The organism is Azonexus hydrophilus (assembly GCF_001956855.1).
GTDB classification, from domain to species: Bacteria; Pseudomonadota; Gammaproteobacteria; order Burkholderiales; family Rhodocyclaceae; genus Azonexus; species Azonexus hydrophilus_A.
The window spans coordinates 426,042-438,890 of the sequence record NZ_MTHD01000002.1; the positions used below are offsets into that span (position 1 = coordinate 426,042).

The following is a 12,849-nucleotide window of genomic DNA, read 5'->3' on the forward strand; positions in this document are numbered from 1 at the left end:
ATGGGTCTGCGCTCCTGGCTCGATAGCATCGAGCATCATTTTCATAAAGGCGGCAAGTACGAGAAGTTCTACGCTCTGTACGAAGCTGTCGATACCGGCCTGTACAAGCCGGCCAGCGTGACCAAGACGACCGCCCACGTGCGTGACGGCCTCGATCTGAAACGGATGATGATCACCGTCTGGCTGTGCACCTTCCCGGTGATGTTTGCCGGTATGTGGAACGTCGGTTTTCAGGCCAATACGGTATTCGCCGGCAGCCCGGATCTGCTGGCTGCCCAGGACAACTGGCGACTGGCGCTGATCGCCATGTTTGCCGGTTTCGATCCGACCTCTCACTGGGACAACCTGGTGCATGGCGCGGCCTACTTCCTGCCGATCTACGCGGTGACCTTCATCGTCGGCGGTTTCTGGGAAGTGCTGTTCGCCGCTATCCGCAAGCATGAGGTCAACGAAGGCTTTTTCGTCACTTCGGTGCTGTTCGCGCTGACGCTGCCGCCGTCGATTCCGCTGTGGCAGGTGGCACTGGGCATCAGCTTCGGCGTCGTCATCGGCAAGGAAGTCTTCGGTGGTACTGGCAAGAACTTCCTGAATCCGGCGCTGACCGGCCGGGCTTTTCTGTTCTTTGCCTACCCGGCGCAAATCTCCGGCGACGCCGTGTGGACCGCAGTCGATGGCTTCACCGGCGCGACGCCGCTGGGTCTGGCGGCGGCGGGTGGCATCGAGTTCATCGCAGCCGGCGGCATCACCTGGTGGGATGCCTTCCTTGGCAACATCCAGGGTTCGATCGGTGAAACCAGCACGCTGGCCATCTTCATCGGTGGTGCGGTGCTGTTGTTGATGAAGATTGCCTCGTGGCGCATCGTTACCGGCGTCATGCTGGGCATGGTCGCCATGAGCATGCTGCTCAACAGCGTCGGCTCGACGACCAATCCGATGTTCGCGATGCCCTGGTACTGGCACCTGGTGGTTGGCGGTTTCGCCTTCGGCATGATCTTCATGGCGACCGATCCGGTGTCGGCCTCGATGACTAATACCGGCAAGTGGATTTTCGGGGCACTGATCGGCGTCATGGTGGTGCTGATCCGCGTCGTCAATCCGGCATTCCCCGAGGGCATGATGCTGGCGATCCTGTTCGCCAACCTCTGTGCCCCCTTGATCGACCACTTTGTGGTTGCGGCCAACATCAAGCGGAGGGCAGCACGCCATGTCCAGTAAGAAAGAATCCACGGCACGCACGCTGCTGGTGGCGTTGACCGTCAGCCTGGTGGCATCGGTTTTCGTTGCCGGCTCGGCGGTTGCGTTGAAGCCGGTGCAGGTTGAAAACCGCCTGCTCGACAAGCAGCGCAGCATTCTCGCCATCGCCGGCCTCGGCGACGACCTTTCGTCGGCCCAGGTCAAGGAACTGTTCAACAGCCGCATCAAGGCGCATGTCATCGATCTGAAGACCGGGGAGTACAACACCAGTCTCGATCCGGTGACTTTCGATCCGCTGAAAGCGTCAAAGGACCCGAAGCAGTCCGCCGCCCTGGCGGGGGCCGAGGATCTGGCGCTGATCAAGCGGCGTGAGCAATTCACGACGGTCTACATGGTCGAGCAGGACGGCAAGATGGAATCGCTGATCCTGCCGATCCGCGGCTATGGCCTGTGGTCCACGCTGCACGGCTTCCTTGCCATCAAGCCGGATTTCAATACCGTCGTTGGTCTCGGTTTCTATCAGCATGCTGAAACCCCGGGGCTTGGCGGCGAGGTCGACAATCCGAAATGGAAGAGCCTGTGGCCGGGCAAGACGCTGTTTGACGACGCCGGCAAGCCGATCGTCAAGATCGTCAAGGGTGGTGTCGATCCAGCCAGTCCGGATGCTGGTCACCAGGTCGATGCACTGGCCGGCGCCACGCTGACCAGTAACGGCGTCGATCGTTTGTTGCAATTCTGGCTCGGCGAGCAGGGCTTCGGTCCTTACCTCGCCAAGCTGCGTCAGCAGGGGGCTTGAGCATGGCACAACAACCTACTGTAAAAGAAGTCCTGTTCAATCCGGTCTTCAACAACAACCCGATTGCGCTGCAGATCCTCGGTATCTGCTCGGCGCTGGCGGTTACCTCGAACCTGAAGACGGCACTGGTCATGGCTATCGCGCTGACGCTGGTGACGGCCTTCTCCAACCTGTTCATCTCGCTGATCCGGGCACAGATTCCCGGTTCGATCCGGATGATCGTGCAGATGGTCATCATCGCCTCGCTGGTCATCGTGGTTGACCAGTTGCTGCGTGCCTTCGCCTTCAGCCTGGCCAAGCAGCTGTCGGTGTTCGTCGGTTTGATCATCACCAACTGCATTGTCATGGGCCGGGCGGAAGCCTTCGCCATGCAGAACCCGCCGATGCTGTCGTTCTGGGACGGGATCGGCAATGGTCTGGGTTACAGCGCGATGCTGATCGCACTCGGTATCATTCGCGAGCTGTTCGGTGCCGGCAAGCTGCTGGGCGTCGAAATCCTGCCGCTGATCAAGGATGGTGGCTGGTATCTGCCGAACGGCCTGCTGTTGCTGCCGCCGTCCGCCTTCTTCCTGATCGGCCTGTTCATCTGGGCGCTGCGCAGCTGGAAGAAGAGCCAGGTCGAACCCGCAACTTTCCGCATGGCCCCGCAGGTCAGTGACAGGGAGGCCTACTGATATGGAACACTTACTCAGTCTGTTAGTCCGTACCGTGTTCATCGAGAACATGGCGCTCTCCTTCTTCCTCGGCATGTGTTCGTTCATCGCCATCTCGAAGAAGGTTGAAACCGCCATCGGTCTCGGCATCGCGGTTGTCGTCGTCCAGGTCATCACCGTACCGGCCAACAACCTGGCCTACACCTACCTGTTGCGCGAAGGCGCGCTGGCGTGGGCCGGCATGCCGGATGTCGATCTGTCCTTCCTCGGTCTGCTCACCTATATCGGCGTCATTGCGGCGATCGTGCAGATCCTCGAAATGCTGCTCGACAAGTACGTGCCCAGTTTGTACAACGCGCTCGGCATCTTCCTGCCGCTGATCACCGTCAACTGCGTGATCATGGCCGGTTCGCTGTTCATGGTCGAACGTGACTACAACTTCTCGGAAAGTGTGGTCTACGGTTTCGGTTCCGGTGCCTCCTGGGCGCTGGCGATTGCACTGTTGGCAGGTATCCGCGAGAAGCTGAAGTACAGCGACGTGCCGGACGGCCTGCAGGGCCTGGGCATCACCTTCATCACCATCGGCTTGATGTCGCTGGGCTTCATGTCCTTCTCGGGCATTCAACTCTAAGGGGGCGGGGATGAACATTCAGGAAATCCTGCTCGCCATCGGCATGTTCACCGGCATCGTGCTGGCGTTGGCGGTCTTCATCATCGCCGCCCGCGCCAAGCTGGTATCCAGCGGCGATGTCGATATCGAGATCAACGGCGAGCGCACGATCACCGTGCCGGCCGGCGGCAAGCTGCTGCAGACGCTGGCAGCCAACAACATCTTCCTGTCGTCGGCCTGCGGCGGCGGCGGTACCTGCGCCCAGTGCAAGTGCCAGGTGCACGATGGTGGCGGCGAAATGCTGCCGACCGAAGAGTCGCACTTCACCAAGCGCGAAGCCAAGGAAGGCTGGCGCCTGTCCTGCCAGACCCCGGTCAAGCAGAGCATGAAGATCGAAGTGCCGGAAGAGGTCTTCGGCGTCAAGAAGTGGGAATGTACGGTCGAGTCCAACCCGAACGTAGCCACCTTCATCAAGGAACTGACCTTGCGTCTGCCGGAAGGTGAGAGCGTCGACTTCCGCGCTGGCGGTTACGTCCAGCTGGAGTGCCCGCCGCACGTTGCCAAGTATTCGGATTTCGACATCCAGGAGGAATACCGCGGCGACTGGGACAAGTTCAACATGTGGCGCTTTGTCTCCAAGGTCGATGAGCCGGTGATCCGCGCCTACTCGATGGCCAACTACCCGGATGAAAAGGGCGTCGTCAAGTTCAACATCCGCGTGGCTTCGCCACCGCCGAATCGCGACGATATCCCGCCGGGCAAGATGTCCTCCTTCGTGTTCAACCTGAAACCGGGCGATAAAGTTACGGTCTACGGTCCGTTTGGCGAGTTTTTCGCCCGCGATACGGATAACGAGATGGTCTTCGTCGGTGGCGGTGCCGGCATGGCGCCGATGCGTTCGCATATCTTCGACCTGCTCAAGCGCCTGAAGTCGCAGCGCAAGATCACCTTCTGGTACGGCGCGCGCTCAATGCGCGAGGCCTTCTATGTCGAGGAATTCGACAAGCTGGCTGCCGAGAACCCGAACTTCAAGTGGCACCTGGCGCTGTCCGATCCGTTGCCGGAAGACAACTGGACCGGCTACAAGGGCTTCATCCACAACGTGCTGTACGACAACTATCTGAAGGACCATCCGGCGCCCGAGGATTGCGAGTTCTACATGTGCGGACCACCGATGATGAACTCGGCCGTGATCAAGATGTTGCTGGATCTGGGTGTCGAGCGCGAGAACATCATGCTCGACGACTTCGGCGGTTAAAACAGGAAAGGTAGAAAGGGACCACCATGGAAATGTTTCTGGTCACCTTCGGGGCCATCGTCCTGCTGGTCCTGCTGATGGCGGTTGGCGTGCTCTTCGGACGCAAGCCGATCGCCGGCAGTTGCGGCGGCTACAAGGCAATCGACGTCGAGTGCGCCGCCGGCTGCAAGGACCCCTGTGAAAAGCGTCTGGCGCGCATGAAGGCGCAGGCAGAAGCTGAAGAAAAAAAGGAATAGGCATGCTGAAATCACTGCTCATCAAGGATTACATGACGGCCGATCATCTGGCCTTCAATCCCGAGATGGACGTGCTGACCGCTGTTCACCAGTTGCTCGAACATCATCTGACCGGTGCGCCGGTGGTCGATGCGGCCGGTCATCTGGTCGGGTTCTTCTCGGAAAAGGACGGTCTGCGCGTTGCCCTCAATGCGTCGTACTACGAACAGCCGGGCGGCCCGGTTGGCCAGTACATGACGCGCGAGCTGAAGACGCTCGACGCCTCGTCATCGATGGCCGATGCCATCGAATTGTTCGTTGCCAATCATTTCCACTGCTACCCGGTGCTCTCCGAAGGCAGGCTGGTTGGTCAGCTGTCCCGGCGCGACGCCCTGAAGGCGCTGGAAAAACTCTGGTAAGCCGGATTTCCGGCGCTTGCCGGCGATGCTGACGTGAGCCAAATTCGCCACAAGCTCCGCGCCGGTATCCGCATCACCGGCGCGGCCTGCGGTCTGGGTGCCCAGGACAAGGCTTGCGAGGACGGGCCGGTCGCTTTTCATCATTCGCAAGCCTGGCATGAACTGGCCGGGCATCCGCAGCTTGATTGGGGGCGGACGCTGTATGCACCGCCCGCGCGCAGCGGCGAGGCGCCGGTGCAGCGCATTGCCGAATTCTGCCGCCATCTCGCCGACGAAGTGGCCACGACGCTGGCCGACAACCGCTTTCCGGTGGTCATCGGCGGTGATCACTCGGTCGCCATCGGCACCTGGAGCGGCCTCGCGCGCCATCTCGGCCAGCCGCCCGGGCTGCTCTGGATCGACGCACATCTCGACAGCCATACGCCGGAAACCTCCTATTCCGGCGCCATCCACGGCATGCCGCTGGCCTGCCTGCTCGGTCATGGCGACAAGCGTCTGCTCAACATCGGCCTGGCCGGCGCCCAGGTCAGTGCCGGACACACGGTCGTGCTCGGGGCGCGCAGTCATGAACCGGAAGAACTGGATTTTCTGCGCCGTGCCGGCGTGCGCATCATCGACAGTGAAGAAATCAGCCAGCGCGGCTTTGCCGTTTGCCTGGACGAAGCGATGGCCATCGTCGCGGCAGCGCCGGCGGGTTTTGGCGTGACGCTGGATCTCGACGCGATCGATCCGCGCCTGGCGCCCGGCGTCGGCAGTCCGGAACCGGACGGCCTGCTGGCCACCGATGTGCTGACGGCAGTGCACTGGATTGCCGGCATGCCCGGTCTGCAGGCGCTGGAAATCGTCGAATACAACCCGGACCGCGACCGCCACGGCAGCACGGCCGCCTTGCTTTCCGATCTGATCGGCGAAATCCTGCCGCCGGGCAAACATTCCTCATGATCCTGAAAGCCTGCACTGTGCTCGGCGTTTCGCCGGAGGCCGGCCCGGTCGAGTGGAAGCGGGCTTACCGTCGTCTGGCCATGCGCTGGCATCCGGACCGAAACGACCACCCGGAGGCGACCGAGCGGTTCAAGGAAATCAGCGCGGCCTATGAGTGCCTGATTGCGGTCGACGCCCCGGAAGACGAAAAAACCGAAGCCGCACCGGATGCGGCGCCGGAAGAAGCGCAGGCCCGTGCCGCCGACATCCGCCTCAATCTCGCCATCAGCCTTGAAGAGGCCGCCGCCGGTTGCCGCCAGACGATCACCTATACGCGCGGCAAGGCCTGTCCGACCTGCGCTGGCAGTGGCGAAGCCGGCATGTCGCGGACGCGCTTCTGCGAAGCTTGCCACGGCAGCGGCCGCACCCACGACGCGCAACGCAAGCTGGTCTCGTGCACGGCCTGCGGCGGGCGTGGTTTCTTCACCGAGCGCATCTGCCCGGATTGTCACGGTAGCGGCCGCGAAACGGCCGACGTCAATATCGAAATCGTCGTCCCGCCCGGCATGCTCTCCGGCGACGAACTGCGCCTGGCCGGGCAGGGCGAGCCGGGCGACGAGCAACTGGCTGCCGGCGACCTGTACCTGACCGTGGTGCTGACGAGCCATCGCCTCTACCGCCTCGATGGGCGCGACATCCACTACCGCATGCCGGTTGGTGCGCTGGTCCTCTTGGCCGGCGGCGACATCGAACTGCCGACCCCGGCCGGCACGCTTGTCCACACGCTGGATGCCGGCAGCACCGATGCCCGCGAAATCCGTATCCCGGGCAAAGGCTATCCCGGTCGCGGTAACAAGCAGGCCGGCGATCTGGTGGTCACGCTGGACGCAATCTTTCCCGCCAAACTCAGCCCGCGCCAGCGCAAGCTGCTGATACAGGCGCACCAGGACATGCTCGACAGCATCGATGACAGCCTGCCCCCTGTTGCCGACTGGCAGGATAGCCACGGCTTGCGCTGAGTCTGGCCGACAAGGCTTGTCCGGCAAGCGCCCACGCAGGATACTCTGGGTGTGTTCTCAAGCAGTGAGATGATCATGACCAATCAGCAGATTCGTACGGCAATCCGTTCAGGCTGGCCCTTCTTCGGTGTTACCAGTCAGGGTCAAGTGATGGCGCGTTATGTGCCGTTCGGGCCGGTGTTCCGCTGGAAGCGCAACCAGATGGTGCCGACGCCGTTGCAGGGCGAGGATTTGCTCTGGTGGATGCAGGCCAGTGACGAGGAAGGCAGCGAGGAATAAGGTTCAGGCGCGCGGTTGCGGCTTGAATTTGTAGCGTTCGGGCAGGTCGACCGCAGCAATCATCGTCAGCTGCAGCCCGTGCCAGCTGACGGCAGAAATGCCGTTTTCCATCAATTCAGCGAAAGCCGTTTCGTCGGCGGGGCGCCCATCGGGCAATTGGCACTCGGCGAGAATACCGGCGAGATCGCGGTCGTCGAGCAGGCCGATGCCAAGTTCGGCAGCCAGCAGGATGCTGCCATCGGTATCGAGCAGCACGGCATCAATGCGCCCGGCCGGAGCGCCGGTGTGGCTGATGAAGGTTTCCCCCTCGCGGCGGAAGATCCACGGTGTGCAGGCGAGATCAACATAGACCCGCTGCGGACCGTTCTGGACGAACCAGCGACCTGTCTCGTCCGAACCGTACTGCCGGTTCATGAACTCGATCAGGCCGCGGTGCGTCACCCGTTCTCCCTGCAAACGCCAGTCCCCGCGCCGGTCGAGCGAAAGCCACTCGTAACAGGCGGGGACGTTGGGCCATTTAGTCTGACCGGGAAAGTGAGGGGGGGATGAAGTCATTTTTCTTCCGGATAGTGCGTGTGTGTCATGGTATGCATGTTCTGCGCCTCGGTCGAATTTTTCCGCATGCTAGCCAGTGTCAAAAATGCATGTTCTACGCGGGTCGTGATTGGCACGGTTGCCTGGATATCCTGAAATGGCGGACAATTCGAGCTTTTTTAGCGAATGACTTTCGCAAGTTGTTCGTCCATTTGAATCTATTTATTTCAACTCAAGGAGCTTGCGGTGAACTCGAATAAAAACGCCGTAATAATTTGTGCTGTGGCTTTGGTCGCCACGCTTTCGGGATGTGCAACCGAAACGTCGCGTGCGATTGAGTCCCAGCAAACTGCCGCTGCAACGCGGCCATATGTCGGCGAACGTCAGCCAGTGTCGGTGGGCAAGTTCGATAATCGTTCAAGCTTCATGCGCGGGGTTTTCTCCGATGGCGTCGATCGCCTGGGCAGTCAGGCCAAGACAATTCTGGTTTCCCACTTGCAGCAGAGCAACCGTTTTTCCGTCCTGGATCGCCAGAACCTGAGCGAAACCAAACAGGAAGCGGAAATTGCCCGCAAGCAGCAAGCGCTCAAGGGGGCGCGCTACGTCATTACCGGGGATGTCACGGAATTCGGCCGGAAAGAGGTTGGCGACCATCAGCTTTTCGGTCTGCTCGGCCGGGGCAAGCAGCAAGTGGCGTATGCCAAGGTTGCGCTGAACGTGGTTGATGTCGAGACATCGGAAGTCATTTATTCAACTTTCGGTGCCGGCGAGTACGCCCTCTCGAATCGTGAAGTGATCGGTTTTGGTGGCACCGCCAGCTACGACTCGACGCTGAACGGCAAGGTTCTCGATCTGGCCATCCGTGAGGCGGTTGATGGTTTGGTCAAGGGTGTCGAAGCCGGTGCCTGGCGTCCGGTACGCTGATATTGGCTCGGAGGGAGAGATGGAAAGCAAAAATATACGACATGGCCTGCTGTTGGCATGCGCTTGCTCGGTGCTGTTCTCGGGGTGCGCGCAGCAACGGCAGCCTCTTTATCACTGGGGAAATTTTCAGTCGGTCCAGTACAGTCATTTCAAGGGTGACAAGGGGCCTGAGGAGGGCATCATCGCGCTTGAGAAGGTTCGCGAGGAGGCCCGTGCCAACGGCCGCAATGTGCCACCCGGCTTGCAGGCGCATCTTGGCATGCTCTACGGACTGACCGGTCGTACCGATCTGTTCGAGCAGAATCTTTTGGCCGAGAAGCAGAGCTTTCCCGAAAGCTCGGTCTATCTCGACTTCCTGCTCAAGAAAAATCAGAAACAGGAGGTCGCGCGATGAAAAACACTTTTCTTTCTCTGGCGCGAACGCCTCTGCTGGTAGTTATCCTGGCCCTGCTTGGTGGTTGTGCAACATCACACAAGGCTTATGACTACACTGCTTTTCGCGAGGCACGGCCGGCATCCATTCTGGTGCTGCCGCCGGTGAACGAATCCCCGGATATCAAGGCGACGCATAGCATGCTTGCACATGCCACGGCACCGCTTGCCGAATCCGGTTATTACGTCTTTCCTGTCACCCTGGTCGACGAAACCTTCAAGCACAATGGTTTGACGGCTCCGGCAGATATTCACGAGGTGGCACCGGCCAAGCTGCGCGAAATATTTGGTGCCGATGCGGCGCTTTATATCAACGTCAAGCAATACGGCACGTCATACAAGGTGATTGCCAGTGAAACCCGGGTCACGGCAGAGGCACGGCTGGTCGATCTGCGTACCGGCAACCAGCTGTGGCATGGTGCGGCGACGGCATCGAGTGCCGAAGGCGACAACAACAGCGGTGGCCTGGCGGGCATGTTGATCAAGGCGGTTGTTCGCCAGATCATCGAGACGATCGCCGAACAGGGTCATGTTATCGCCGGGCAGACGAGTTCGCGTCTGTTGAGTGCCGGTATGCCGAACGGCATTCTGCACGGTCCGCGCTCGCCGCAGTACCAGAAGGATGGTCAGGCGCTGCGTTGATTCGAAGCCAGTAAGCAAAATTGAAAACGGCCTCGCAAGAGGCCGTTTTGTTATTCACTGCAAGCTTCTCAGTCCTCGTACGCCGACATCGGCGGGCAGGCGCAGTTCAGGTTGCGGTCGCCGTACACATCGTCGATGCGGTTAACGCTCGGCCAGAACTTGTTGGCGGCCACCCAAGGCAGCGGGAAGACGGCCTGCTGGCGGCTGTACGGATGCTGCCAGTCGGCGTCGATCACATCCGCCTGCGAATGCGGGGCATTCTTCAATGGGTTGTTGTCGGCCGTCCATGCGCCGTTCTCGATCTGGCGGATTTCTTCACGAATGCTGACCATCGCGCCGATGAAGCGGTCCAGTTCAGCCTTCGATTCGGATTCCGTAGGCTCGACCATGATCGTGCCGGCGACCGGGAAGGACACCGTCGGCGCGTGGAAACCGTAGTCCATCAGGCGCTTGGCGATGTCGATCTCGGCGATGCCGGTGGCGGCCTTGATCGGGCGAATGTCGAGGATGCACTCGTGCGCCACGCGGCCGTTCTTGCCGACGTAGAGCACCGGGTAGTGGTCCTTGAGCTTGTTCGCAACATAGTTGGCGTTGAGGATGGCGACCTGAGTCGCCTTCTTGACACCAGCGCCGCCGAGCATCGCCAGGTACATCCAGGAAATGGTCAGGATCGACGCCGAACCGAAGGGCGCCGCCGAGACCGCGCCCTGGCCGCCGTGCGGACCGTCGATGGCGGCGACCGCGTGGTTGGCCATGAACGGCGCCAGATGGGCCTTCAGGCCGATCGGGCCCATGCCCGGTCCGCCGCCGCCGTGCGGGATGGCGAAGGTCTTGTGCAGGTTCATGTGGCTGACGTCGGCACCGATGAAGCCGGGCGAGGTCAGGCCGACCTGGGCGTTGAGGTTGGCGCCGTCCATGTACACCTGGCCGCCGTTGGCATGCACGATGGCGCAGATGTCCTTGACCGCTTCCTCGAACACGCCGTGCGTCGACGGGTAGGTGATCATCAGGCAGGCGAGGTCGTCCTTGTGTTCCTCGGCCTTGGCCTTCAGGTCGGCGACATCGACGTTGCCGTTGTCGTCACAATCGACGACGACGACCTGCATGTTGCACATCTGGGCGGTGGCCGGGTTGGTACCGTGCGCCGATTTCGGAATCAGGCAGACCTTGCGGTGGCCTTCGCCACGGCTGGCGTGGTAGCGGGCAATCGCCACCAGACCGGCGTATTCGCCCTGGGCGCCGGAGTTCGGCTGCATGCAGATGGCGTCGAAGCCGGTGACGGTCTTCAGCCAGTCGGTGAGGCCGGCGATCATCGCGTGGTAACCGGCGACCTGCTCGCGCGGGGCGAACGGGTGGATGCCACCGAATTCAGGCCAGGTGACCGGGATCATTTCGCTGGTCGCGTTCAGCTTCATCGTGCATGAGCCGAGCGAGATCATCGAGTGGTCGAGCGCCAGGTCCTTGTTCTGCAGCGACTTCAGGTAGCGCAGCATCTCGTGTTCGGTGTGGTGCGTGTTGAACACCGGGTGCTGCAGGATCGCATCGTCACGGAACAGCGTCGCCGGCAGCGCCGGGTCGGCGGCGGCAACCTGGGCGTCGAGGGTTGCCATGTCGAGCGTGACCTGAGTGATCAGCTTGAACAGTTCGGCAACGTCGGCGCGGGTCGTCGTTTCGTCGAAGGAGACGCCGAGGACGCCGGCCGAGACGCGGCGCAGGTTGTAACCGGCAGCGACGGCGGCGTTGTAGATGCTCTCGGCGCGGGCACCGAGGTCGATGTGCACGGTGTCGAAGAATTGCGCGGTCAACAGCTTGACGCCGGCTCTTTTCAGACCCATGGCGAGGATTGCCGTCAGCCGGTGGATGCGGGCGGCGATCGTCTTCAGGCCCTGCGGGCCGTGATAGACGGCGTACATGCCGGCCATGTTGGCGAGCAGTACCTGCGAGGTGCAGATGTTGGAGTTGGCCTTTTCGCGACGGATGTGCTGTTCGCGCGTCTGCAGCGTCATGCGGTAGGCGGTCTTGCCGCGGGCGTCTTTCGAGACGCCGATGATGCGGCCCGGCATCGAGCGGACGAAGGCTTCGCGGGTGGCGAAGAAGGCGGCGTGCGGGCCGCCGAAGCCCATCGGGATGCCGAAGCGCTGGCTCGATCCGAGCGCGATGTCGGCGCCCATGGCACCCGGCGACTTGAGCAGTACCAGTGCCATCAGGTCGCTGGCCACGGCGACCGTGGTACCGCGTGACTTGAGACCGGCGATGATGTCGCTGAGGTCGCGCACTTCACCGTTGTCGTTCGGGTACTGGAGCAGGGCGCCGAAGAATTCTTCGTCTTTTACCGTGTCGACCGCAGCAATCACCAGTTCGAAGCCGAAGTAGCCGGCGCGCGTCCGAACGACGTCGATGGTCTGCGGGAAGCAGGCGGCATCGACCAGGAAGCGGTTCGACTTCGATTTCGAGACGCGGCGGGCCATGGTCATGGCTTCGGCGGCGGCGGTGGCTTCGTCGAGCAGCGAGGCGTTGGCGATTTCCAGGCCGGTCAGGTCGACAACCATCTGCTGGAAGTTCATCAGCGCTTCCAGGCGGCCCTGGGCGATTTCGGCCTGGTAGGGCGTGTAGGCGGTGTACCAGCCCGGGTTTTCCATGACGTTGCGCAGGATCACCTTGGGCGTCAGCGTGTCGTAGTAGCCCATGCCGATGCAGGATTTCTGGATCACGTTCCTGCCGGCGATGGCTTTCAGGTCGGCGAGCGCTTCATGTTCGCGGCGCGGCGCCGGCAGCGGCAGGTCGGCCGGCAGGCGGATGGCAGCCGGCACGGTCTGATCGATCAGCTGGTCGAGGCTGGCGGCGCCGATGGTGGCCAGCATCTCGGTCATCTCGGTGGCGCAGGGGCCGATGTGGCGTTCGATGAACTCGTCGTGCTGTTCCAGCACCGAGAGCGGTTGGTTGAGCGGCATGA

The 12,849-nt window shown here is 61.7% G+C and carries 15 protein-coding genes; 13 read left to right on the plus strand and 2 right to left on the minus strand.

Annotation, left to right across the window (positions count from 1 at the left end; all coding sequences use genetic code 11):
* The 10 genes from BJN45_RS06580 (at position 1) to BJN45_RS06625 (ending at position 7,364) form a co-directional block, all read left to right on the plus strand.
* Positions 1-1,215, plus strand: coding sequence for an NADH:ubiquinone reductase (Na(+)-transporting) subunit B (locus tag BJN45_RS06580; protein WP_076093268.1), 1,215 nt, complete (start codon positions 1-3; stop codon positions 1,213-1,215).
* On the plus strand, positions 1,205-1,990 hold the full coding sequence (locus BJN45_RS06585) for a Na(+)-translocating NADH-quinone reductase subunit C (RefSeq protein WP_076093270.1): 786 nt from the start codon (positions 1,205-1,207) through the stop codon (positions 1,988-1,990). Before BJN45_RS06580 ends, BJN45_RS06585 begins: the two co-directional genes overlap by 11 nt.
* Positions 1,991-1,992: 2 nt before the next feature.
* Positions 1,993-2,664 carry an NADH:ubiquinone reductase (Na(+)-transporting) subunit D gene (locus tag BJN45_RS06590; RefSeq protein WP_076093272.1) on the plus strand — a complete coding sequence of 224 codons (672 nt, stop codon included), beginning with the start codon at positions 1,993-1,995 and terminating at the stop codon, positions 2,662-2,664.
* A 1-nt stretch (position 2,665) separates the two neighbouring features.
* Positions 2,666-3,274: an NADH:ubiquinone reductase (Na(+)-transporting) subunit E gene (nqrE, locus tag BJN45_RS06595; RefSeq protein WP_076093274.1), complete on the plus strand. Its 609-nt coding sequence runs from the start codon at positions 2,666-2,668 to the stop codon at positions 3,272-3,274.
* Positions 3,275-3,284: 10 nt separating this feature from the next.
* Entirely contained in the window at positions 3,285-4,511 is a 1,227-nt protein-coding gene (gene nqrF / locus BJN45_RS06600; protein ID WP_076093277.1) for an NADH:ubiquinone reductase (Na(+)-transporting) subunit F, read from the plus strand.
* 26 nt (positions 4,512-4,537) lie between these two features.
* Positions 4,538-4,747, plus strand: a complete 210-nt coding sequence (nqrM, locus tag BJN45_RS06605; RefSeq protein WP_076093279.1) for a (Na+)-NQR maturation NqrM — start codon at positions 4,538-4,540, stop codon at positions 4,745-4,747.
* Positions 4,748-4,749: 2 nt separating this feature from the next.
* Complete coding sequence (locus BJN45_RS06610) at positions 4,750-5,145, plus strand: CBS domain-containing protein (RefSeq protein WP_076093281.1); 396 nt, start codon at positions 4,750-4,752, stop codon at positions 5,143-5,145.
* A gap of 33 nt (positions 5,146-5,178) precedes the next feature.
* Positions 5,179-6,087, plus strand: coding sequence for an arginase (locus tag BJN45_RS06615; protein WP_139326308.1), 909 nt, complete (start codon positions 5,179-5,181; stop codon positions 6,085-6,087).
* Positions 6,084-7,085, plus strand: coding sequence for a DnaJ C-terminal domain-containing protein (locus BJN45_RS06620; RefSeq protein WP_076093284.1), 1,002 nt, complete (start codon positions 6,084-6,086; stop codon positions 7,083-7,085). The genes BJN45_RS06615 and BJN45_RS06620 overlap by 4 nt, the downstream gene beginning before the upstream one ends.
* 75 nt (positions 7,086-7,160) lie before the next feature.
* Entirely contained in the window at positions 7,161-7,364 is a 204-nt protein-coding gene (locus BJN45_RS06625; RefSeq protein ID WP_139326309.1) for a hypothetical protein, read from the plus strand.
* A 3-nt stretch (positions 7,365-7,367) separates the two neighbouring features.
* Here the strand turns inward: BJN45_RS06625 and BJN45_RS06630 are convergent, their stop codons facing one another.
* Positions 7,368-7,919, minus strand: coding sequence for a DUF2946 family protein (locus tag BJN45_RS06630; protein WP_076093288.1), 552 nt, complete (start codon positions 7,917-7,919; stop codon positions 7,368-7,370).
* 369 nt (positions 7,920-8,288) lie between these two features.
* On the opposite strand from BJN45_RS06630, the gene BJN45_RS06635 reads away from it, so the two are divergent.
* Genes BJN45_RS06635 through BJN45_RS06645 form a run of 3 tightly spaced genes read left to right on the plus strand, consistent with a single transcriptional unit; the run spans position 8,289 to position 9,896 of the window.
* On the plus strand, positions 8,289-8,822 hold the full coding sequence (locus tag BJN45_RS06635; RefSeq protein ID WP_276205205.1) for a CsgG/HfaB family protein: 534 nt from the start codon (positions 8,289-8,291) through the stop codon (positions 8,820-8,822).
* 19 nt (positions 8,823-8,841) lie between these two features.
* Positions 8,842-9,216: a DUF4810 domain-containing protein gene (locus tag BJN45_RS06640; RefSeq protein WP_076093292.1), complete on the plus strand. Its 375-nt coding sequence runs from the start codon at positions 8,842-8,844 to the stop codon at positions 9,214-9,216.
* Positions 9,213-9,896 carry a DUF799 domain-containing protein gene (locus BJN45_RS06645; RefSeq protein ID WP_083650945.1) on the plus strand — a complete coding sequence of 228 codons (684 nt, stop codon included), beginning with the start codon at positions 9,213-9,215 and terminating at the stop codon, positions 9,894-9,896. Before BJN45_RS06640 ends, BJN45_RS06645 begins: the two co-directional genes overlap by 4 nt.
* Before the next feature lie 68 nt (positions 9,897-9,964).
* Here the strand turns inward: BJN45_RS06645 and gcvP are convergent, their stop codons facing one another.
* Positions 9,965-12,847: an aminomethyl-transferring glycine dehydrogenase gene (gene gcvP, locus BJN45_RS06650; RefSeq protein WP_076093294.1), complete on the minus strand. Its 2,883-nt coding sequence runs from the start codon at positions 12,845-12,847 to the stop codon at positions 9,965-9,967.
* Positions 12,848-12,849: the final 2 nt, after the last annotated feature.